Annotated in this window: 22 protein-coding genes and 1 pseudogene; 12 read left to right on the top strand and 11 right to left on the bottom strand. The window is 46.7% G+C overall.

Translation table 11 applies throughout. The annotated features are described in order from the left end of the window. Positions 1-89: 89 nt before the first annotated feature. A complete protein-coding gene (locus tag NST56_RS06015; RefSeq protein ID WP_268446726.1) occupies positions 90-698 on the top strand; it encodes a LysE/ArgO family amino acid transporter in 609 nt (202 codons plus the stop codon). A gap of 56 nt (positions 699-754) precedes the next feature. Continuing rightward, positions 755-1,264, top strand: coding sequence for a DinB family protein (locus tag NST56_RS06010; RefSeq protein WP_026014686.1), 510 nt, complete (start codon positions 755-757; stop codon positions 1,262-1,264). Between the two features lie 52 nt (positions 1,265-1,316). Here the strand turns inward: NST56_RS06010 and NST56_RS06005 are convergent, their stop codons facing one another. The 3 genes from NST56_RS06005 to NST56_RS05995 form a co-directional block, all read right to left on the bottom strand. Beyond that, positions 1,317-2,357, bottom strand: coding sequence for a Gfo/Idh/MocA family oxidoreductase (locus tag NST56_RS06005; protein ID WP_010333684.1), 1,041 nt, complete (start codon positions 2,355-2,357; stop codon positions 1,317-1,319). A 204-nt stretch (positions 2,358-2,561) separates the two neighbouring features. Next, complete coding sequence (locus NST56_RS06000; RefSeq protein WP_168747380.1) at positions 2,562-3,584, bottom strand: LacI family DNA-binding transcriptional regulator; 1,023 nt, start codon at positions 3,582-3,584, stop codon at positions 2,562-2,564. Between the two features lie 17 nt (positions 3,585-3,601). Further along, positions 3,602-4,465 carry an AraC family transcriptional regulator gene (locus NST56_RS05995; RefSeq protein WP_010333682.1) on the bottom strand — a complete coding sequence of 288 codons (864 nt, stop codon included), beginning with the start codon at positions 4,463-4,465 and terminating at the stop codon, positions 3,602-3,604. Between the two features lie 123 nt (positions 4,466-4,588). Between NST56_RS05995 and NST56_RS05990 the strand changes: the two genes are divergently transcribed. Next, positions 4,589-5,956: an MATE family efflux transporter gene (locus NST56_RS05990; protein ID WP_339180692.1), complete on the top strand. Its 1,368-nt coding sequence runs from the start codon at positions 4,589-4,591 to the stop codon at positions 5,954-5,956. A 29-nt stretch (positions 5,957-5,985) separates the two neighbouring features. On the opposite strand, the pseudogene NST56_RS05985 reads toward NST56_RS05990, so the two are convergent. Together NST56_RS05985 and asnB are read right to left on the bottom strand one after the other, a co-directional pair. Beyond that, positions 5,986-6,812: pseudogene (locus NST56_RS05985) on the bottom strand (phytoene/squalene synthase family protein). 81 nt (positions 6,813-6,893) lie between these two features. Further along, positions 6,894-8,738 carry an asparagine synthase (glutamine-hydrolyzing) gene (asnB, locus tag NST56_RS05980; protein WP_268504839.1) on the bottom strand — a complete coding sequence of 615 codons (1,845 nt, stop codon included), beginning with the start codon at positions 8,736-8,738 and terminating at the stop codon, positions 6,894-6,896. A 174-nt stretch (positions 8,739-8,912) separates the two neighbouring features. Between asnB and NST56_RS05975 the strand changes: the two genes are divergently transcribed. Continuing rightward, on the top strand, positions 8,913-9,470 hold the full coding sequence (locus tag NST56_RS05975; protein WP_168747376.1) for a DUF2777 domain-containing protein: 558 nt from the start codon (positions 8,913-8,915) through the stop codon (positions 9,468-9,470). Between the two features lie 29 nt (positions 9,471-9,499). On the opposite strand, the gene NST56_RS05970 is transcribed toward NST56_RS05975, so the two are convergent. The 3 genes from NST56_RS05970 to NST56_RS05960 form a co-directional block, all read right to left on the bottom strand. Beyond that, the gene (locus NST56_RS05970; RefSeq protein WP_339180689.1) at positions 9,500-12,184 is read right to left on the bottom strand and encodes a peptidase S8; all 2,685 of its coding nucleotides are present in this window, start codon (positions 12,182-12,184) and stop codon (positions 9,500-9,502) included. A 167-nt stretch (positions 12,185-12,351) separates the two neighbouring features. Next, positions 12,352-12,708 (bottom strand): YisL family protein, encoded by a 357-nt coding sequence (locus NST56_RS05965; protein ID WP_010333676.1) that lies wholly within the window; start codon positions 12,706-12,708, stop codon positions 12,352-12,354. A gap of 113 nt (positions 12,709-12,821) precedes the next feature. Then, positions 12,822-13,727, bottom strand: a complete 906-nt coding sequence (locus tag NST56_RS05960; RefSeq protein ID WP_010333675.1) for a fumarylacetoacetate hydrolase family protein — start codon at positions 13,725-13,727, stop codon at positions 12,822-12,824. Between the two features lie 156 nt (positions 13,728-13,883). Between NST56_RS05960 and NST56_RS05955 the strand changes: the two genes are divergently transcribed. From NST56_RS05955 to NST56_RS05920, 8 genes are all read left to right on the top strand, one after another. After that, complete coding sequence (locus NST56_RS05955) at positions 13,884-14,840, top strand: CotH kinase family protein (protein ID WP_339180686.1); 957 nt, start codon at positions 13,884-13,886, stop codon at positions 14,838-14,840. Positions 14,841-14,993: 153 nt separating this feature from the next. Further along, positions 14,994-15,158, top strand: coding sequence for an aspartyl-phosphate phosphatase Spo0E family protein (locus NST56_RS05950; protein WP_229147781.1), 165 nt, complete (start codon positions 14,994-14,996; stop codon positions 15,156-15,158). Between the two features lie 492 nt (positions 15,159-15,650). Next, positions 15,651-15,872 (top strand): spore germination protein, encoded by a 222-nt coding sequence (locus tag NST56_RS05945; protein ID WP_010333672.1) that lies wholly within the window; start codon positions 15,651-15,653, stop codon positions 15,870-15,872. 14 nt (positions 15,873-15,886) lie between these two features. Continuing rightward, positions 15,887-16,120, top strand: coding sequence for a spore germination protein GerPB (locus NST56_RS05940; protein ID WP_003224438.1), 234 nt, complete (start codon positions 15,887-15,889; stop codon positions 16,118-16,120). A 22-nt stretch (positions 16,121-16,142) separates the two neighbouring features. Further along, complete coding sequence (locus NST56_RS05935) at positions 16,143-16,760, top strand: spore germination protein GerPC (protein WP_339180684.1); 618 nt, start codon at positions 16,143-16,145, stop codon at positions 16,758-16,760. Continuing rightward, positions 16,757-16,939, top strand: a complete 183-nt coding sequence (gene gerPD, locus NST56_RS05930) for a spore germination protein GerPD (protein ID WP_010333669.1) — start codon at positions 16,757-16,759, stop codon at positions 16,937-16,939. Before NST56_RS05935 ends, gerPD begins: the two co-directional genes overlap by 4 nt. Then, on the top strand, positions 16,932-17,333 hold the full coding sequence (locus tag NST56_RS05925; protein ID WP_268447685.1) for a spore germination protein GerPE: 402 nt from the start codon (positions 16,932-16,934) through the stop codon (positions 17,331-17,333). Before gerPD ends, NST56_RS05925 begins: the two co-directional genes overlap by 8 nt. A gap of 31 nt (positions 17,334-17,364) precedes the next feature. Further along, positions 17,365-17,583, top strand: coding sequence for a spore germination protein (locus tag NST56_RS05920; RefSeq protein ID WP_010333667.1), 219 nt, complete (start codon positions 17,365-17,367; stop codon positions 17,581-17,583). 33 nt (positions 17,584-17,616) lie between these two features. On the opposite strand, the gene hlpB is transcribed toward NST56_RS05920, so the two are convergent. The 3 genes from hlpB to sbcD are packed head-to-tail and all read right to left on the bottom strand — an operon-like array spanning position 17,617 to position 22,500. Continuing rightward, entirely contained in the window at positions 17,617-17,919 is a 303-nt protein-coding gene (gene hlpB, locus NST56_RS05915) for an HNH nuclease-like protein HlpB (RefSeq protein ID WP_229147779.1), read from the bottom strand. Positions 17,920-17,932: 13 nt separating this feature from the next. Continuing rightward, the gene (sbcC, locus tag NST56_RS05910) at positions 17,933-21,325 is read right to left on the bottom strand and encodes an exonuclease subunit SbcC (RefSeq protein WP_339180682.1); all 3,393 of its coding nucleotides are present in this window, start codon (positions 21,323-21,325) and stop codon (positions 17,933-17,935) included. Next, entirely contained in the window at positions 21,322-22,500 is a 1,179-nt protein-coding gene (sbcD, locus tag NST56_RS05905) for an exonuclease subunit SbcD (RefSeq protein WP_339180680.1), read from the bottom strand. The genes sbcC and sbcD overlap by 4 nt, the downstream gene beginning before the upstream one ends. Positions 22,501-22,527 lie beyond the last annotated feature (27 nt).

Genomic DNA, 22,527 nt, shown 5'->3' with positions numbered 1-22,527 from the left:
CTGGGTTCAAAACCAACCAAATGGCCGGAGACATGTAAAATCTTCTCTATTATCATGAGAAAAACAGATGTGAAGGGAGTTTTTTCAGCATGAATGCAATGATTCACGGAATCGTGCTGGCCTTCGGCTTAATTTTGCCGCTGGGGGCGCAGAATGTGTTTATTTTTCAGCAGGGAGCGTGGCAAAGGCATATTTGGCGGGCACTCCCCGCCATCATTAGCGCTTCTGTCTGCGATACTCTGTTAATTGTTTTAGCTGTCGCAGGCGTATCTGTCATCGTGCAACAGCTGCCTATGTTTGAAACCGTCATCATGACCGGCGGATTTTTGTTTCTTCTCTATATGGGCTGGGTGACTTGGAACAGCCGTCCGAAAGCAAACCAAAATGAGAAACATACGTTCACAGCTAAAAAACAAGCTGCGTTTGCGGCCGCCGTTTCTCTTTTAAACCCACACGCTATTCTGGACACGATCGGCATCATCGGCACGAGCTCGCTCCAATATTCAGGGCTTGAGAAATGGCTCTTTATGACCGCCTGCATCGCTGTGTCTTGGATTTGGTTTATCAGTCTTGCGCTAGCGGGCCGGCTGTTTCAGACGATGGATACAAGCGGCAGGCTTATGCTAATCGTAAACAAATGTTCTGCGGTGGTAATGTGGGCTGCCGCCGTCTATTTCTTGTTCTCGATCTTTCGTTAACTAAAGGAAAACACAGCCTAAACATCGAATTCTATTTAGAAAAGGGGGCGATGTTTGTGACTGATGCAAGACAGTTTTATGACTACCATTGCTGGGCGAACAAGCGAGTATTGAACCATATCGAAAACCTGCCGGAGGAAACGGCTTATCAAGAAGTAAAGAGCGTATTCCCTTCTGTCAGCGACGTGCTGCTTCATATGTGCAGGGCTGACTACATATGGCTGAAAACTCTTTCAGGAGCAACCTACAAAGAGGTGATAGACAGTGTCGGCAAATTCGAGGCTGCACATCGTAATATGGCAGCGATTAAAGAGCATGTAGCTGAACTGCAGGCACAGTATCATGATTTCTTCAGCCGCCAGACGGACTTTGAACAGCAAGTCTCATTTCAGCATCCGACACATGGAACACTAGAGACAACTTATGCAGACGTCATCCTGCATGTCGTCAACCATGGCACGTATCACAGAGGGAACGTGACCGCAATGCTGAGGCAGCTTGGCCATACAGGTGTACCAACCGATTATGTCTATTATCTATATGAAAAGACAGAAAGCAAGGGCTAAATTGTCCTTGCTTTTTTGATATGAATTTGCAGGAATACGGAAGCTATAGGTATCATGATAAGGTTGACAAACTAGTGTAAGCACTCTTCTCATCCAACTGTACAGGCCTGCCGCTTCGATACGAATGGGTTGCGGCGATGCCGACTTCTAAATTGATCGTCGCATCGATATCTGTCACAATCGGCGCTTTACCACTCCGGACACACTCAGCAAAATGCTGAAGCTCCAAGCAGTAGGCTTCATGAAAACGAGTTTGAAAGTCTGGGATAATCTCATAGCTGCTCCCTTTAGCGGTCAGGATGGTCACATGTTGATTTCTCAATGTCCCTATGAAAATACTGCCTTCTGTCCCGATAATTTCTGCACGGATGTCATGTCCGTATGGAGAAGTTCTGCTTGCCTCAACGTCCCCAGCTGCGCCGGAATCAAATTCTAAATACGTCAGCGCTTGATCAACATCGCCGTATTGTTCCATAAACGGGTTGTTTAAAATCCGGCCGTGTCCGGAAACAGAAGTAATCTCCGCTCCGAGCAAATAACGGGCAATATCGTAGTCATGGATGGAACAGTCGATAAAGATCCCTCCGCTATGTTTGATAAACTCAGCGGGAGGCGCTCCCTGGTCGCGTGTAAAGCCTTTATAATAAATGGGTTTGCCGATCTCACCCGCATCTATCCGCCGTTTCGCATCCGCATATGCAGGATCAAAACGCCTCATAAAACCGACTTGGCAGATGACACCTGTTTCTTTTATTTTTTCAGAAACCGCCTTTGATTCCTCAAGGCTTAATGTCAGCGGTTTTTCAACGAAAATCTGCTTGCCGTTTTCCGCCGCTTTGATGATCATTTCCCCATGTGTGCTTGTCGGCGTTACGATGACCACTGCATCAATCTCGGGATCTGCTAAAATCTCATGCGGATCCTCCGACCATTTTTCAAGCCCGAATTCTTTAGCGACCTGCTCGGCTTTCCCTTTCATCGGATCACCGACACTGACAAGCTCAGCTCCCGGAACACTGGTCATAAGGTTTCTTGCATGATAGTGTCCCAGTCTCCCTAACCCTAATACCGCGCATCTTACTCGATTCCCCATGTCCTCATCTCCTCATACTCCTTTTTTACCGCCTAATGAAAGCGCTTCACCAAAATGCTTTAAAAAAATAGCGGTTTACCCACTATTTGGCTGATATTTATTGCGCAAGCGCTTTCTCAAAAGGTGATTTCATTTTACAATGTCCTTTGTTCCCATGCAATATCTTTTTCGTCTTCTCTGTCAAAAAGAAAAGAACCCGCTGTATTATCGGATTCTTTTCTTGAACGGTGATGTAGAATGTCTGATCACTAGCTCAGGTGATAACACTATTTTTTGTTTTGTCTTTCGTTTTCCTTCGATTTCTTCCGCCAGCAGTTCAATGACGCGCTGCCCCATTTCTTTAATCGGCTGGGCTATTGTAGTCAGGGGCGGATCGACCATTTCAGCGAGTATGGTGTTATCAAAACCGATGATTGACAGGTCATCCGGGACTTTCATGCCTCTTATTCTCGCCGCCTGAATGGCGGCACAGGCCAATACATCGTTAAAAGCGAAAATAGCCGTAGGCGTATCCCTGTCCAGCAATTTTCCAGCCTCTTCTTTTCCGCTCTCCAAAGAGAAGCGTGTCGGAATGATCAGCGACTCATCGACCGGCACATTCGCTTCCTCCATCGCCTGCCGGAATCCTTTGATTCTGTCTTTTTCACCTGTCGTTGACCCATCACCCACAATGCAGGCGATCTTTGTGTGGCCCAGTGATAGAAGATGCTTGGCAGCCTCATACCCGCCGAGCACATCATCCATCACGACGATATCCATCGGAAGAAGAGGCTTATCCTGAGAAATCATGGCGAGCGGGATATGTTCGTTAATGATTTCCTCTAAAGCGGCCATGCTGTCATGATTCTCAATTCCTGTCGCAAAAATGATGCCGTCTACGTTTTTTTGCTTTAAGACAGAAAAATATTTCGTTTCTTTTTTCGGATCGTAATCGGTACTGCAAATGATTATCTGAAAACCAAGCTCATCCGCTCTTTCCTCTATGCTTTTCGCGAGCTCGCCGTAAAACGGATTTGAAATATCAGGCGTCACAAGGCCGATAATATTGGTTCGCTTTCCCGTTAAAGCAGCGGCGTGGACATTGGGCGTGTACTCCATTTCCTTCATTACATTCATGACCCTTTGCCTTGTTTTGTCGCTGATACGGCCCGTATGGTTAATGACGCGCGAAACGGTCGTGATCGAGACACCCGCCTTCCTCGCCACATCGTAAATTGTCGTTTTCATCTTCATCCCTCGTCTGCTTATTGGACTTTCCGGCTGACAATCTTCCGGTATTCAATTGGTGAAATGCCTTCAATTTGCTTAAAGAGCTTTGAAAAGTATGTCGGGTCCTCCATTCCAATCGTTTCCGCGATGACGCCCATTTTATCATTTGTCGAGGATAAAAGGCGCTTGGCCTCGGTCATTCTCACCCGATTTGTGTATTGGCCCGGCGTAACACCAAGCACTTGCTGCATGCAGCGGGTCACATAATCCTGATTATAGTGCAGGGCGAGTGACAGATCCTTGATTGTCGTTTTCTCCTTATAATGCTCCTGTAAGTATCGGGCCGCCTCCCATGCCACCCGCTCTTTTGCAGATGGAATTTGGAACGCCTCTTTTTGCAGGTGCAGCATCAGCTCCTCAAACAAAATTTGTTTTCTGAGCGGCAAATCGGAGTTTTCTGCAGAATAATCAATAAGTCTTTCAAATTGCTGCGCCATAAATTGCGGGCGCTGCACCTTGCCTTTTCTCGGCAATGCAAGTCCGTAGCGGGCCGGTTCCTCGAAGCTCCCCTTTTCCTGCTGAAGCTCTGCCCAATTGCTGCCCCCTTTTGCGGTAAATTCGTATCTATGTTCATCAAAGTGAAGCCAATAATAGGAGGTCGCTTCATCACTGCCCTTTGTCCCATAGTGTTCAAGACCGGGAGAAAGCAAGATATATTCGCCCCCTTCAACGGAGAACGATTTTTCATTTTCAGTGATATATAACGTCCCCTGCTTGACGTATATCAGATCAAATACAGAGAAAACACGTTTGACATGGGTTTCTCCTTTTTTAAAAACACCTTCTCCGGCTGCAATAAACACCGGAAAAGGCGGGACTGTAAACAGGATGCGAGGCAATTTGATCATCCTCCTTTTTAAGTCGGATTTTTGCAAGAAGTATCGTTTCTCTCCCTTTTTATTATAAGGAAATGGAGGTACACTTTAAAACGTTGATTTTATTTACGAAAGGGGTTAGACACTATGAAACAAGCTGTCTTCAAATCAACTGCTTTGAAAAAACCCGCTGACAAATCGTTCTCATTATTTTCGCTTACTTGGCCGATCTTTATTGAGGTCTCATTATATATGTTTATGGGTAATGCTGATACACTGATGCTCAGCCAATACTCAGATAACAGTGTGGCGGCAGTCGGCGTCAGCAACCAGATTTTGAATTTAATTATCGTGATGTTCAGCTTTATCGCAACAGGTACAACTGTTGTCATCTCACAATTTTTAGGATCCCGGCAAAAGAAAGCGGCAATGGAAGTCGCTTATGTGTCAATCGGAGCCAACTTCTTCATCAGCCTTGCCATCAGCGCTCTCATCTTTTTTGCGGCAGTTCCTCTGCTTCAAATGATGGGATTATCAAATGAGCTGATGCCTGACGCTAAAGTCTTTTTACAAGTTGTCGGAGGTCTGTCCTTTATTCAGGCTTTAATCATGACATTCAGCGCGATCTTAAAAAGCTACGGCCACACAAAGGATACAATGTTTGTCACAATCGGCATGAACATTTTAAACATTGCCGGAAACTTTGTTGTCATTTTCGGCCTGTTCGGCTTCCCTGTTCTCGGCGTTGCCGGTGTTGCCATGTCCACATCTATCGCACGTGTCATCGGATTAATCGCGATGATTGTCATTGTAAACAAACGCATTCAGCTGAAGATGTCGTTGAAAAAAGTATTTCATATGCATAAAGACCATTTGCGCAAGCTGCTGAAAATCGGCATTCCTTCAGCAGGCGAACAGCTTTCTTATAACCTTTCGCAAATGATTGTCACTTATTTTATTGCCATCATGGGTGCGCAGGCTTTAACAACCAAAGTGTATACGCAAAATATTACGATGTTTATTCTGCTCTTCGGGACTGCGATCAGCCAAGGCACACAAATTTTAATCGGCCGCTATATCGGCGGCAAACAGTTTGACGCCGCATATGAGCGCTGCATGAAAAGCTTGTATTGGGCGCTTGGAATCGCTGCGGCCACATCTGTTTTGATGACCATCTTTTCAAAAGACCTTATCGGCATCTTTACACAAAGCCCTGATATTATTGCCACTGCTAGCCTTTTGATTGCGATGACCATCATCCTTGAACCGGGCCGCTCGTTTAATGTGATTATCATTAACTCCCTGCGCGCCGCGGGGGATGCGAAATTCCCAGTCTACATGGCCATGATTTCCATGTGGGGCATCGGCCTTCCGCTTGCTTATCTATTGGGCATTCATCTCGGCTTCGGGCTTGCCGGCGTATGGATTTCTTTTATCGCGGATGAATGGGTCCGGGGAATCCTCATGTACAGAAGATGGCGCTCACGGATCTGGATTCAAAAAGGTATGGCGTAACACCCGGGCAGAACAAGCCGGGTGTTTTTTTACAGTTTGGACAGAATCAGTTTTACTTCGCTGTCTGTTAAGGCGTGCTTTTGTTCAAAAACGTTGTACTGCTCCGCTCGGACTTTTTCCAGAATGGCTCGGTACAGCTGGGCTGCAGTTTTTACCGCTTTTTGAGAATACTGAGGGAAAAGCGGCAGGGCATCCAGGCACTCTTCAAGGTAAGCCTCCGCTTCAAAAGCGATGTACTCCCACGTCATCGTGAACGCTTTATTGACGGTGCCTTTTTGAAGGTCGGTCTCTGTATAGCCGAATTGCTGCATCACCTGGCGGGGAATGCAGTTTTTTTGGTGCTGATCCGTGCCGAGATCGTTTAAAATTTGAATCAGCTGTATGGCCAAGCCGAGAGAGACGGCTGCTTGTTTGAGCTGATCTTGATTTCGGCGTGTCAGCATCGGCAGCAGCATTAACCCCGCGTTTCCGCCCGTCTGATATGCGCCCATGAGCAGTTCATCAAGGGTTTCATGCGTCTTCGGTTCTTCTTTCTTTGCGGCAAGGAATTCCCGAAAAGGCTCGCTGTCTAATCTAAATGTCTGATACGCATGATCAAACGCCTTCCACAAATCGTGTTTCCCGTTACTTGTTCTTTGAAAAACATGTTCAGCCTCAGCTTCGAATACAGGTAACGCCTCCTCGTCCGCACTGGCTGTCGTATGACAAAATGCCAACACTGCCCAAACAGCTTGTCTTTGCTTCAGCGGGAGAAAAGAGAATGCCTTAAAACAGGCTGGCGCGTATTCGCTGACAATCTGTCCGCATTGCTGATAAGCTTCTTTTATTTCTTTCATTCCTATTCACTCCTATGTATTCACTTCTTCAAGTCTATTATGTTTTTTCGCAAATGTATATGAAGAAAGGCCGATTCCTTTTTGCAGAATCGGCCTCTCTTTTATGCTTCTTCAATATCAATTCGATATGCCTCAAACCATGTATGAATTTGGGCAAGATGGGCGATCAGCTGCGGTCCTTTCATCAGCTGTCCGTACCATGGGACCTGAAAGGAGGAGCCTTCCGTCTCTAAAAGCTGATCCAATTGTTTTCTGTCCAGCAGGGTATGGAGCACGGAGTCCTTTTGGCTCCTGATCGCTTTCAGCCACTCGCTGACTCCTTTTGTATATTCGGGATGGTGGGTTTTCGGGTACGGGCTTTTTTTACGATATAAGATGTCATCAGGCAAAATGCCTTCAAGTGCTTTTCGCAAAATGCCTTTTTCCCGGTTGTCATGCATTTTCATTTCCCATGGGATATTCCAGACGTATTCAACGAGCCGATGATCAGCAAACGGCACCCGCACCTCAAGGCTCGCCCCCATGCTCATGCGATCCTTTCGATCCAAAAGATTGGTCATAAACCATAGCATATTCAAATAGAACAGCTGCCTTCTCGCTTTATCCTCACCTGTTTCACCGTCTAATAATGGCGTTTCGGCCAAGGTTTCTTCGTATTTTGCATATACGTATTCTTTCAAATTCAATTTTTTCTGCCACGAATCGGAGAGCAGCTTCATCCGCTCTTCTGTCGATCTCATCCACGGAAAACCGGACTCAACGTCTGCTGTATGGAACCAGGGGTAACCGCCGAAAATCTCATCCGCGCATTCTCCTGACAGGCTGACGACAAAATCCTTTTTGATTTCACGGCAAAACCACAATAGAGACGAGTCGACATCAGCCATTCCCGGCAGGTCTTTGACCAGAACGGCTTCCTCCAAATGATCGACGAGATCTTTTTGGCTGATGACACATTTATGGTGCGTCGTGCCGAAGGCCTCTGTCATTTTTTCAATCCACGGCCCGTCGTCATTCGGCTGAAAGGCGCTCGCCTGAAAAAATTTATCGTTTTCTTCGTAATCAATCGAATAAGTATGAAGAGGGGCTTTTCCTTCCTTTTCAAAATGACCTGCGGCAATGGCGGTAATGGCACTCGAATCAAGTCCTCCGGATAGGAACGTACAAACCGGAACATCCGACACAAGCTGCCGCGTCACCGCATCCTGAAACAATGATCTCACATTGGCCACACTGTCTTCAAAGCTGTCCGTATGTTTCTCGCTTTTGACATTCCAATAACGCCATATGTTCAGACCGTCTTTAGAAAACGTCAGCGCGTGGGCCGGCCGGACTTCTTTTATGCCTTTAAACACGCCTGTACCCGGAGTTCTGGACGGTCCAAGCCCGAAAATTTCCGAGAGACCCGTTCTGTCCACCCGCGCTTTCACCTCGGGGTGTGCGAGGATGGCTTTGAGTTCGGATCCGAAGAGAAAAGAAGAGCCTTGCTCCGTATAAAAAAACGGCTTCACGCCAAGACGGTCCCTCGCCGCAAACAGCAAATCACGCTTTTCATCCCACACGGCGAAGGCGAAAATGCCGTTCAAGCGATCTACACAATCCTCCTGCCATTCAATGTAGCTGTGCAGCAACACCTCGGTATCAGACGTCCGCTCGAACTGATGACCCCGCGCCCGCAGCTCTTTGCGCAGATCTTCCGTGTTATACAGCTCACCATTGTAAATAATTGTGTACGTATCCCCTTTATAGGTGCATGCCATCGGCTGGCGTCCGCCTTCAATATCGACAACCGCAAGCCTTTTATGTCCGAATAAAACATGGTGCTCTCCCCAAACGTTAGAATCATCAGGCCCCCGTTTGGAAAGAGTGTCTGTCATTCTGTTCATCGTTTGTTTTTCTTGGACGAGCTGCTTTTTAAAGTCGACCCAACCCGTAATTCCACACATGTGATATCAGCTCCAATCCCGTTTCTATCGGTATCAAATTCGTTTCTTTCAGCACCTTAGTAAGTTTATGCATCTATAGACAGATAGTTGATTTGTCCACAAAAGAGTTGTATGGGACAGGCTTGTATTGGAAAGAAAAGAGAGGAACGAAGAAAAAAGGAGAGCACTTCATTTATGAAACGAAAACAATTTCTATATAAAGATGAACAGAAATGGGAATACGGCACCATACTGATCGAAGACGGCATATGCTTAATTGAAAACGAGGAAGGTGATGTGCTGCTGGCGGAAAGTCTTCAAAACAGACCGATCTGGATTCAGCGTGAAGGGAAGTGGGCACAGGCCGGCTTCCAGAACAAATTGGTTCTGACATGCTGCGGAGAGGACATCTCCCTTTCCGGCGGAGAATGCATACGCTATGAAAAATCGGTAAAACGTCCGCTCATGGCGCTTCTGGATTCGCTGGATGATGAAACCTTTCTCGCTTTTTTGCAGCATTTGCACAGCTTTGGTTTATCGGTATTCGATTGCGTGTTTTCTTATAATAAAGAGGTCTTTTCAGATATCTCAGAGGAGCAGGGCGTTTCCTTTTATCACTTCTCAAACGACACCGCCCAATGCGCGCTGCAGCACCATTACAGCAAAGGAGCGGCTGGCGACCGGTTCGAATGGACGGCTTCCGATGGAAAGCGCTCCATTATGTATTCAGCAGTCCAGCGGGGACGCAAATAAAAAAGCGGTGCTTCGGCACCGCTTTTTCTTTATTTTTCTACAACAACCTTTACAGCCTTGCTTTCTTTTTTATCCGTATCAGCTGCCGTGACGTACAGCACCGTCCCGGCTTTTTGTTTTTTGATTTTTACCGTAAAGGCCCCTTTGGCGTCAGCTTTACCAGAAGCGATCACTTTTTTCGATTTGTCTTTCACTTTGATCACCGCTTTGCTGTTCGCCGTGCCTTTTACTGCTGTGTCTTTCGTTTTGACAGCCTTTACTTTTGGTGTGCCGGATGGTTTTCCTTTCACGACAACCACTTGTAAGGATGTTTTTGCATCGCCTTTAGAGGCTTTCACATGCAGGACTTTATCTTGTTTCTGAGTCGGGATGCTGACTTTGAATGCACCGTCTTTTCCCGCTTTGGCACTCCCGAGTTTTTTCTTGCCGCTCATCACCTCGATCAGCGTGCCTTCCTTCGCTTTTCCTCTGACGGCTGTTTGCGTGCTTTCCAGCTTATTGACCTTTACCTGTAAATCAACAGCACTGACAGCCTGCATCACATTCAGCCGGCCGTATCCGGAATGCCAGTCAACTCCTGGGATGCGGGGAATTTCAATTGGATCGCCATTATCGTCATACATTTCCTCTTCTCCGCCGTCGGCGCTTTCAAAGGAAATATCATCCGCTGTCTTTTTCAGAATATCCTCCACTTCTGTTCTTTTAAGCTTCGGATTTTGTGCAAACAGCAGTCCTGCCGCAGCCGCCGCATAAGGTGTCGCCATGGACGTTCCGCTCATGTACGTCACATTTCCGTTCGGCACCAAGCTCGGGATATCAGAACCCGGCGCACTGATGTCGAGACCTTTCCCGTAGTTAGAGAAGTCTGCTGTCATATCCATACGGTTCGTCGCTCCGACTGACATGGCATATTTAGAGGAAGCTGGGTAAGATAAGGAATTGGCTCCATCGTTTCCGCTGGCTGCCGCAACCAGGACGTTTTTGTCAGCCGCGTATTTCAAAGCAAATTCAAGCACGCGGCTGTAGCCTCCGCCTAAGCTTAAGTTAATGACCTTTGCTCCTTTGTCAACTGCGTATTTGATGCCGAGGGCAATTTGTTCAGTATCTCCGTAGCCTGTGGAATCAAGCACTTTTACCGGTATAATTTTCGCTTTGGCGTTCAGGCCAGTCATGGAATAACCGTTATCACTTTGGGCGGCAATAATGCCGGCGACATGTGTTCCATGTCCCTGATCATCCATTGCATTGTTATTCCGTCCCACAAAATTGTGTCCGAGATCGGTTCTTACTTTCCCTTTTAAATCAGCAAGCGTACTGTCTACACCTGTGTCCACAACCGCAATCAATGTATCGTTCAGCTTGCGCTTGGACAACAATGTGCTGGCAGGCTCGTATTTGACATCCGCATTTTTGATGCCGCCGTTTTCACCATTGTTTCGAAGCGGCCACTGGTAAGAGTACTGAACGTCGTTAGACAGGCTTTTGTATTCCTGAACCGGTTCCGCAAACTCTACGTTAGACATCTTGGATAATGTCGCAGCAGCGCTTTTCACGCGTTTTGCGCTTGCCGTATATGTCCCGCTTTGCTTTTGATCCTTCGGCAGTTCAAAAGAGTACAGGTTGTCAAACAGTTTCTTTGCCTTTTTCACATTAGAAATGTCTTTTTTCGATTGCGCGCTGGCAGTAAAGCCCTTCATTTCGTTATGTACGGATGAGAGGCTTTTATTGTTCTTCACCTTGAAAATGACCTTTGTTGTCTGAACTTCGCTTTTTGCCGCAATCTTGTTTTCTGTTAAAATTGCTCCTGCTGTTTTGCCTTGCAGCTGCTTGATATTTAATCGTTCCGCCTGTTTCTTTATCTCCTCTTTAAGGAAAGACGGGACTGATTGTAAAGCTGTATCGTAAAGCCGATTAATCGCTTTTTGATCCTTTTCAGTCATCTTATATGAAGAAGAAGCTCCGTTTTCTGACACATCCTCAAACAGCGGCTTTAATGTCACAAGGTCCTGATAGATTTCATTTCTCGCTGTTTTATTGAGTGCTAGCTTTGCCACGATAAACGGCGCCGCTTTGTAGTAAAGGCTTGTCAGTTCTTTGCCTTCTGCTGTTTGGCTCAGCTGCTCATCACGAATCGCTCTCAGCTTGTCCAGGATGCTTTTTCCCGATTTTTTCTGATCGACACTCATTTCCACCGGACAAGCTTCTTCCTGCTCTAAATCTGACGGCTGTTTTTTGGTGCCTGTATATCCAATCGTATATTTGGCTTCCTCAGCTGCTTCGGCCGTTCCGCCGTCCTCTGGTTCTTCTTCTCCGAGGTATTCAACTTTCACATAGTAAGGACCGCTCCACGCGTATGGAAAAACAATTTCACTTTTACCATCCTCAGCTGTGTAGGAACGGTACATGTCAAACGTCTCATCCTTAAGCGCTTTTTCCTTGCTTGGGTAGACAGATACATTCAGAACAGCATCACTCTTAACAGTCAATGCCATATGAGAGTCTTTCTGAATATCTGCCTTTCCCGGATTCACTTGATACCATTTCGCCTGTTCCGGCTCCTTCATGGTTCCTGTTTGTTCCTTGCCTTTTTCCAGCACACCGGCTACATCAATGGTTCCGGCAGCTGCTGCTTTGATTCCCGGAGAAAAAAGGCTGAAGATCAGTGCGAAAATAAGCACTGTCGCCAAAAAAGAGCTGAATTTTCTTCGTTTCATGTTATCCCTCCTGTAAAATAATGAATCTTTTTGAAATGTATCATAATTTCATAGGCCGAGATACCGCTTACAGGGAATTTTAAGGTTATTTTAAATGATTTGGAATATCAGGGGGAAACCATACAAAAAAACCCGACTCTCTTAGAACCGGGTTCAAGCTTTTTCTATTAAAATAATCGGAATCCAATCGGCAGATGAAGACCGAGCAGCACTGTTAGCACAAGGACAATGATAAAGCCGATCCATAGGCCTCCAGTTGATTTTTCTTTTTTCTTGCGGATGAGGAGCATTTCCATCAGGCCGATGGTGATAATGCCAAGAATCATTTTCCCGGCGTATTCTCCATTCCAGTTGGCGAAACGGACAAACAGCTCAGCTCCTGTCAAAATAATTAGGATATAGAATAGCCGCAGAATCATATGAGTGATTTTTGCGCCCTTCGCACTTCCTGACGAATAGAGCGAGTAGCTGACGAAAAGCAGTATCAGCGCCACCACCCATGTCGTAATATGTAGATGTGTCATACAGGTTCCCCCTATCAGATAAATTACCCCACTTATAGTACCATGAACTTGTCCTTTGCCACAAAGATGATCCACAGAAAAAGCGGGCGGTTCCTGTGCCGCCCTCCTTATGATTAGCCGATTTGATTTGACAGCGTTCCGATGGGTTCAATCGTGATGTCGATTTGATCGCCTCGCCGCAGAAATTTCGGCGGTGTAAAGCCTTTTCCTACACCAGACGGCGTGCCGGTCGCAATGATGTCTCCCGCTTCAAGCGTCATCCCCATTGAAAGGGTTTCGATTAATTCCGCGACAGAGAAAATCATATCGCTTGCCGAGCCGGATTGGCGCAGCTCGCCGTTGACCCTCGTTTCAACCTTAAGGCGCTCCGGATCGGGAATTAACGATTTATGTACAAGCACAGGTCCCATCGGACATGTCGTATCCAAACTTTTTCCGATAAAAAACTGCTTATGCCTTTTTTGCAGATCCCGCGCCGTGATGTCATTCACAATCGTATATCCGAAAATATGGTCATATGCGTCTGCTTTTGATATGCGGGTGCCGCTTTTTCCGATGACGACAGCAAGCTCTCCTTCATAATCAAGCTGAGATGTGATTTCTTCATGGCTGTTCACCGTATCACCATGGCCTGTGATTGTTACAGGCGATTTGGTAAATACCATCGGATGCTCCGGAATGTCAGCCTCACTGCCCATTTCAATTGCGTGATCCCTATAGTTTTTGCCGATGCACATGATATTTTTTGACGGCTTAGGAATAGGTGCATGGAGCTTCACGTCAGATAATGAGTAAATAAATGATCCAAGCTCATCATTCGGTTTCTTCGCCCACTCTGCCAGCTGCCTTGCATGCGCAACAAATTTATCCCCTTCTGCGATACATTCAATCAGCGATCCCGGAATCGTCTCAAGTTCAAACAGTTTTTTTTCAGCCCTTTGCAAATCCATAATTTTATCATCTTCAATGATCAGGCCGACAAACATTCGGTTGTAAAGTTCCCCTGTCGCAAATTTCATGTTATTCCTCCATCATCTTTTAAATCAGAGTTCTACTTCAGTTATTCTCTGTCGAATACTGAAATTCCTTTTTATCAAATGCGTGTTTTCATTCCCGTTTCGGGACTGGCTCGCTGTACATATCATACAAATGGCGTCTGAAGAGGAGGAAAGAATATGGAAAGCATACATTTATTTTTTCGTCGGCAGCAGCTTAACAGAACGGGGACTGCCAAGGGACTGATGTTGACAGACAGAACCGTTTCTCCCATTCTTCTCACACAGCGTGATACCCTGCAAAAGGCGTCCTATGAAATAAACTGTGAACAGTCGCCGCTCAGCGAAAAAAAGTTTTATCTGAATGCAGAACAAGATGATCCTTCACTGATGCGGCGCAGGCTTGCTTATTGTTTTTTTCATCAACTTGGCGTCGCTTCCCAGGATGCTTCCTACATCTTCCTGATCATCAATGGTCAAAGAGAAGGCATTTATTTAAAAATTGATGCGCTCGATACGAATCTCCGGCTTCCGAAAGGAGCCATATATGAAGTGAAGGATACCGATCCGAGGGTTCCGCTGTCTGTTTTCAAACACGAAGCTTCCATTGAAAACAGACAACGGACCGCATACTTACGTGAATTTCTCACGCTGATCTGCACAGCGGAGGATGAAGAATTTGCCGAACGAATTAAAATGTATCTTGATGTAAAGCTGTTCTTTCTGTGGCTAATCGGCAGCGTTTGCACCCGCCAAGCCTTTTATTACGGCTTTTGTTTGAACGAGTCCGGCCGCTTTCACATCGCTCCCATGGAAACAAAAGCGCTTGCCGCATACGGATTTACTGAAGAGGACCCTCTATTGACAAACGGCCGTACACTTGCGTCAAGACTTCTCTCCATTCCAGCTTTCCGAGCACAATATCACACACTCATGAAAAATGTGCTGAGCCGGGAATTTACGATCGACCGTCTGTCTCCGTTTATCAGAGACTGGCATTTTGACATTTGTCAAAGAGCAGGCGATGATCCTCACATAAAAAAAAGCCCCTTACAGTTAGAAAAGGAACAAGCAAATATCCTGCGCGAAATCGAAGAGCGGCAGGACTTTTTACAAGTACATCTGGCAAGACTATAGTCCTTTCTCAACCAAAGCAAGTCAAAAAGACCGCAGCAAAAATTGTCGCTTTTTTAGTCAAATTGACGAAAGGCAACCTTTTCAGCCAAAATAGGTTATACTATCTATATCCTGTATGCACCACAATAAAAATCTAGAATTGGAGATTGTTTCATGAACAGAAAAATTGAAGAACTGAGAGTTATGCTAATTAAAACAGCACAAAAATACGGTATGAATTCAAAAGAAACAATTCAATGCAGCCAAGAGCTCGACAACCTGCTCAATATTCGAATTAAAGAAGAAATCACCTCTTGGGGGCAAAACGCCCGTGTGTGATCATATGATATGTATTCAAAGGCTTCCTGCATCACCCGCCGCATATTGCTGAGCAACATCCTGAGACATGCCTCTGGGCGAGAATTTGCCGCCTGAAAACAGATTTTGAACAATTCAGCAGATCCTTTCTGGATCAGCATGAAACATCACGGCCGATATCACTCCAGCAGCACGAATTACTCCGAAAGACATTTCCTGTACCTCTATTGCCCATACACCAACGCAAAACAATATACAATCACGCAGGCGGACAGCGGCAGCATCGCCGCATTTCCGCTTGGCCCTATACAATAACCAGCTTCTGAAATGTTTAAGCCTTCACCTGAAAAAAATAAACAGATTTTTTTATCAATCTCTCCGACATGTCCCCATTTAATTTTCTCTCACACAAATGTGCGTTTGTCATAAGCTATCGTGAATAGCCCAGCAGAAACAAATCTTGTCCTTATTTCACCTGCCTTTTTTCAATTTAACAACAAAGGATGTGCTCGTATGCCGGCAATTGTCGGAGCGTTTAAAATTAATGCGGTCGGTACGAGCGGAGTCGTTCACATCGGAGACTGCATTACCATTTCTCCTCAAGCTGAGGTCAGAACGTTTGCCGGGGCAGGCAGCTTTAATACCGGTGACAGCCTTAAGGTGATGAATTATAAAAACGCAACGAATGTGTACGACAATGATGTGGTTGATCAGCCGATCGCAGGCAATGCGTAAAGGAGTGATGCTTCATGAATTTTTATATCAATCAAACCATTCAAATTAACTATCTCCGGCTGGAATCCATCAGCAACTCCTCCATTCTGCAAATCGGAAGCGCCGGGTCTATTAAATCGCTTTCTAACCTGTACAATACAGGCAGCTATGTAGAAGCGGCTCCCGAGGTTTCCGCTCAGGGGCAGCCAGTCGAATTACAGGAGCCCGATACAGGTTCATTGGTTCCGCTCCAGCCTCCTGGCCGTTAATCATATGAAAGAGGTGAAAGACATGTATGATCAATCTGTTTCCTCTTACTTGCAAAACTTGAATTCCTTCGTTCAGCAGCAGGCGCTGCATATTCAGCAGCTCGAACGGCAGCTGAAAGAGATGCAAACTGAAATGAATACCATGAAACAGCGGCCGACCACAACTATTGAGCGTGTAGAATATAAATTTGATCAGCTGAAAATCGAACGGCTCGACGGCACGCTGAATATCGGTTTAAATCCGACAGACCCAAACAGCGTTCAAAACTTTGAAGTGAGCCAGACTACACCGGAAATCGGAATGATGCAGCAGGAAGAGAGCGCCCAGCTCATGCAGCAAATCCGGCAGAACGTCGACATGTACTTAACCGAGGAAATCCCGGCTGTTTTGGAGCAGCTAGAAAACCAATATGACAGCAGGCTTGACGATACAAATCGGCATCATGTCATTGAGGACATCAGAAAACAAATAGACAGCCGGATTCACTATTATATGTCCCATATTAAGAAAGAAGAAAACACACCGCCCAAACAATATGCGGAACATATCGCTGAGCATGTGAAGCGTGATGTGATCCGTGCTGTGGAACATTTTCTCGAACATATCCCCTCCGAGATGAAAGGAGATGAGCAAGCATGATCTTTACCGTCGTCAACCGCAGCCTCGAAGTCGGAGATATCCGAATGAATGGTGTATCCAGTTCCTCTGTTTTCCACATTGGAGACGCAGAATCCATCTATTTATCTTCCATTTTCGATACGCCGCCTGAATCTCTTATTATCGGTCCGTTTGCTCCGCTGCCGTCGAATCATGCTTAAGCGTCTATCCCACATCAGACAGATTAAATTTAACTCTCTCGGTATAGCAAGCGTATTTCAAGCAGGCGATACAAACGAAATCGATATGAAAATAAAAGTGCTCGCTGTTCAGCGCTCGCTTTCAACATTTTATGAAAATGAAGGCTCATTTAATAGAAAGGATTATCCTATTTTTGAGCAGCACGCTGTGAAGCTTCTTCCGGAAACGGGCGTGCAAACCGCTTTTTGCCATGAGGTGCCTGTCATTCATGTCCGCAACATCAAAATTCAAGGGGTCTCATCCTCTTCCGTTTTTCATGCAGGCTCAGCTTCGGTCGTACGCGGCGACGCGCGGATTAAACATATCCGCCAGATTATTCCCCCAAACTCACAATCGTCCGGCACGGGCATATAATAAACAGAGACTTCTATAAAGGGTGTCGTCTATGCCAGCAATTGTCGGGCCTATAGCTATCAATTCCATATCGGGCGGAGTCGTGAACTTTGGTGATTCTTTTTACCTTTCTCCGAAAAGCTCTTCAAAATCTGCGCTCGGTTCGGGAGCAGGAAACACGGGAGATTTCCTTCTTTTAAACAACGCAGTCAACGCGACAAATTATATAGACCCCGATGTCAGCGATCAGGATATGGTTGGAAACGGATAAAAAGCAGCCGCTCTGCAAGGAGAGGGCTGCTTTTTATTTTTTCTTTTTCCGTTCATTGGACTTCTTTGTTTTAATCAGCTTTTCAGGCGGCTGTTTTCTGATCCATTTGACAAACCGGGCAAGCTTTGGATCGCTTCTGAGCTCTTCTATACCGGACAGTCGAACTGCCAGTTCCTGATTTGTATACAAGGCATGGATCTGTTTATGGCAAGGGATGCAAAGCATCGCAGTCGGCAGGAACGTACCGCCTTCTTCCTTCGGTGTGAGATGGTGCTCTGTCAGCTGGACATCGCTCCGGCCGCATAGCTCACATATCCCGACAGTCTGTTTTGCCACATCCGCGTCCCCCTTACATCATCTCGAGTGTTACCCTTGTGCCGCGTCCGCTAGGTTCAGCCGGATGTACGATCAGCTTTTTCGGAAGCCGTGCCCGCAGTTCCTGCACATGGCTGATCACGCCGACAGACAGATTGTCTGACTGCAGTTTTTCCAAGGCAGTGACAACCGTATCTAGCAGATCTTGGTCAAGCGTTCCAAACCCTTCATCCAAGAAAAAGAACTGCAGCGGATATTCACCGCGGAGCTGGATCTGCGCAGAAAGTGCGAGAGCAAGAGCAAGCGAGGTAAGGAAGGTCTCCCCTCCCGACAAGCTTGATACCGGGCGCTTGACGCCTCCATTGGCATCATCCCGCATCACAAATCCGCCTTCTGAATCCACTTCAATGGCATAACGCTGTCTTGTCAGCACGCCGAGCCGTGCTGACGCATCCCTTGCAACACTTTCAAGCTGTTCCTCAGCTAAAAATTCGACGAACGTGTTGCCTTTAAACACTGCTTGAAGCTTGTCCAGCCTGTCGATATGGGTCTGCCATTTCTTCAGCTCAGCCTCAATTTCATTGAAACGTTTGTGCTGGTCGCGGATCACAGCCAGTGCTTTAGCCGCTGCCCCTTTTTCTTCCAAAGCAGTCCCAAATGCCTCCTCGGCTTCTTTTAATGACGTGACGGTTTCGTTCCATTCACTCTCGGATAAGGATCTGCCGGCGAGCTTATCAGATACACGTTTTAAGTTTGCGGCATTTTGCTTACATTTATCCAAAAACTGGTCAATACTGCCTTTGATCTTTTCAAGCTCATCGGCTGGGATGAGGCTGTATTCTACCTCGTCAGCCCGGACAAAGCGGGTGCTTTCCGCTTGTTCAAGCCAATCCGCTTCCGCTTTTTTCAACCTATCTTCCGCTTCCTTAAGCGTATGCTCGCTTGCTGAAGCACGGCTTTTTGCCTGATTGAGCATCATTTGAGCGCTTTGCAGCTCTTCATATAGAGATTGCTCTTTTTCTTTTAAATACTTCAGGTCCTGCTGAACTGAGCGGAGCTTCGTTTGGATGGAATCCTCTTTTATATAGTCCCCGAGTTCCTTCTTATAATCTGCTATGGCACTCTTCGCCCGTTCTGCGGCATAGTGAAGCTCCAGTTTTTCCCTTTCAAGCTGATGGCTCGATTCCCGCAGCTTTTCCTTCTGTGACTCATGCTCAGAAAGAAAAGCGATGCTTCGTTCAATTCGTTTCTCGCATTCTTCCGCAGCCCGGTCCTTTTCTTCAATGTCTTGCTGCCATTTTTCCGCTTCATCCAGAGAGTGGCCTTCAAATGATTCATGAAACATCTTCTGCTGGCTGTCCATCGAGGACTGAAGCTCTGCTATTATGCTGCCAATACGGTCAGCCTCTCGTTTTTCATAACTCATTCTTTCGTTTAGCTGCTCGGCTTTTTTTAATGATTCCTGATATGTGCCGATCATTTGGGTCATTCGTGTTTTGACTGACAGGATGTCCTGTTTGATTTGCTTCCATTCTATTTTCGCTGCATGAAATGCTTCCTGCACCGGCTGATTCTCGTAGGAAGCAGCTGCCTCAAGGGTCGGCGCTTGAATCGATTTCAAAAACGGACACTGCTCAAGAAAGCGGGCGGACTGCTCTTCAAGTGTGATTTTGGCAGAAAGAATCTCCTGACTGAGCGCCGCCGCTGCTGACAGCAAATCTTCTGTCTGTTTGATTTCTGCTTCAACATTGTGATCCGGCTCATATGTCCCATGTGCTGAGGCTGACGGATCATGTTCAGTTGAACCGCAGACCGGGCAAGGTTTTCCGTCCATAAGTTTTTCCGATAACTCCTTGGTAAGTGCCGCCATTCTTGCTTTCTCACGCTGAGTGTGAAGTGTGTGTTGTCTCTGTTTTGCCTGATCAGCAGTTCGCGTGAGTGATCGTTCCGTCTCACAGACCATATGATACACGGCTTGAACAGCCTCATATGCTTGTATGATTTTATTTTCTTCCGCTTCAGCCTTTTGTACGAGTGTATTCTTTTCCTCGTTCATCTTCTGTAATACAAGGTTCAATGCGTCAATTCGCTTTTTCTCTTTTGCCAGCTGCTCCTCAGTCTGTCTGATCCGCAAAGCCATTTCAGCGGCCTGCTGGCATCTTTTCCGCTCATCAGTGGTTACCTGCAAGGTTTTGAGCTGCTGCTTTAATTCAGCCTGTCTGTTTTGTCCCCTTATAAGACGGTCTGTCACGGTTTCTAATTCCTTCATGACAGATTGAAGATTTTCGGCCTTCTGCTGAAGTTCAGCCTGTTTGCGCTCTGCCTCCTGCTGGGCCTCTCTCCATTTGATTTCGATCTCCTGCAAGCGGAAGAGCTGTTCCTGCTCAGCTAAACGCTCTGGCTCTTTCTCGCTTTTATGCCGGCGCCACGCTTCATATTCTTCATTCTTTTGCTGAAAGAAAGTGGTGCGTTCTGTTAAATCCTTTTGGGCAAGCACTTCTTCGCTCGCAGCCTTCTCCTCATGCTGTACCGCTTCCAAGTACCGGTCCGCATACGGCTTTAGAGCGGCTGCTGTTTCCGCTTCCGCCAAGCGTTTTTGCATGCTGTCGACATGCGGCTTTTCCTCTTCAAGCCGCTTTTTCTCTGCTTCATAAACGTTTTTTTCCTTTTGGCCATTCCAAATCTCTTGATGCTCAGCAAACCGGTCTTTTACTAGATCACGATTCTTCCGCACTGATTCCAGTTTGGCTTCCGCTTGTCCAAGCGCTTGTTCCGCTTGTTCAACCGCTTCTGAACTCGCCTCGCCGAGACCCGATTGCTCTGCAAGCATTTCGTTCTTTCTCGCATTGGCTTCCTGCGCCTGCCGTCTCAGCTTTTTCACAAGGCGGTCTCCATACTGCTCCAAATTGAATAAACGCTGAAGCATATGCCTGCGTTCCGCTCCTTTTAAAGACAGAAATTCAGCAAACTTCCCTTGCGGCAGCACAACCGCTCTTGTAAAGTCATCGATGGTCAGCCCCAAGAGCTCCTCGACTCTTTTATTCACTTCATTGGCCTTATCAGCAAGCACGGTTTGTTCATCCTTGATCTCGATAAAACGGCAAAGCGCTGTTTTCACCTTCATTTCATCCGTTCTCTTAAACACACGCTCGACCTTGTAAGAGGTTTGATGATTCGTCTGAAGCGCAAAGGTAAAGGAAACAGTCAGCGAATCTTCCGCATGGTTTAAGATCCCGTGCGTATTGTTCGCCGCCCGCTCTACCTTTCCGTATAAAGCAAGGGTCATCGCATCAAGGATCGAGGATTTACCGCTTCCTGTCGGCCCAAAAATACCGAAAACACCTGCACCGGAAAGGCTGTCAAAATCTATCGTCTGCTCCTCCCTAAAGCTGTGGAGCCCTTTTATCGTTAAGGCGATCGGCTTCATCTTGCTTCCTCCTCATCTTCTGCGCCTGATGCAAGCTCTAAAAACAGCTTTACCATTTCAGCATCCGGCACTGCGCCGCCTGTCTGTTTTTCATAAAATTTCTTAAAACGGTCTTCGATGGACACATGCTTAACCTCGATCCGTTCGCGCTCAATGTTTTGTTCTTCAAAGACCGGCCTGATATGGACAAAACCCGGATGTGCTTTTCTGAGCCTGTGAATGTCTTCAAGTGACAGCTGGTCCGTTACACTGATTTCAAGATCAATCCAGGCATTCTGATCCCTGCCTTCATCGAGCCAGCTGTATACCTCGCTTAAACCATTTTCCGCTTTCCATTTTACAAGAGACTTGCCGCTTGATAATAAAACCTCATGCCAAGAGGCTTCTTCGCCCGGCTTTGCGTCTACAATGGTCACCGATTTGGCGTAGCCTGCCTCAGAAAAGCTATAGGCCAGCGGAGATCCAGAATACCGCGCGAGCGTCCTTGCCCGTTTGATTGTTTGCGGGCGATGCAAATGGCCGAGCGCCACGTAAGCGGCCTCCGCCGGCAGGCTTTCAGCGGCCACCGTATAAGCGCCGCCGACTTCAATCGGCCGCTCCGAGTCCGTTTGGTTGCCGCCCGCAACATAAATATGGCTGGCGGCAATCTTTATGGCGTCTTTTCGGAAGCGGCTTGTGATCTGCTCAAATGCCTGCCTGATTTTCACATCATAGTGATCACGGAGAAGTTTCTCCTCAAATGTATCGGAAAGAACTTCATTTAACCTTGCCTCAGACGGGTATGCCAGCGCTCCGACAGCCAAAAGCTCCCCTGCTGAGGGCACTTCTATATGAAGCGGTTCAGTTGTCGGATAGCCGATTAAATAAATGCCGTTCTCATGTGTCAGCGGTGAAGCAGCGGACAACCTGTCAGGATTATCATGGTTTCCGGCAATGACAACGATTGGGCGCTTTCCTCTGTCACTGAGAGCGGACAGGCTTTCATAAAATAACTGCTCGGCTAAAGCCGGCGGGTTCACGGTATCAAACGCGTCACCCGCCATCACAATGGCGTCGATCTGCTCTTCCTTTACGATTGTATTCAGTTCGTCCAATACATCCGCCTGTTCACTCAGCCTGCTTCTTCCTTCAAGGGTTTTTCCAAGATGCCAGTCAGCCGTATGTAAAATCCGCAAATGTGTTCACCTCTCTTTTGTATAGAA

The organism is Bacillus sp. FSL R5-0560 (genome assembly GCF_037966305.1).
In the GTDB taxonomy this organism is placed as follows: domain Bacteria; phylum Bacillota; class Bacilli; order Bacillales; family Bacillaceae; genus Bacillus; species Bacillus mojavensis.
Note: the sequence above shows the minus strand (reverse complement) of the source record. Positions and strands in the feature narration are given on the sequence as shown.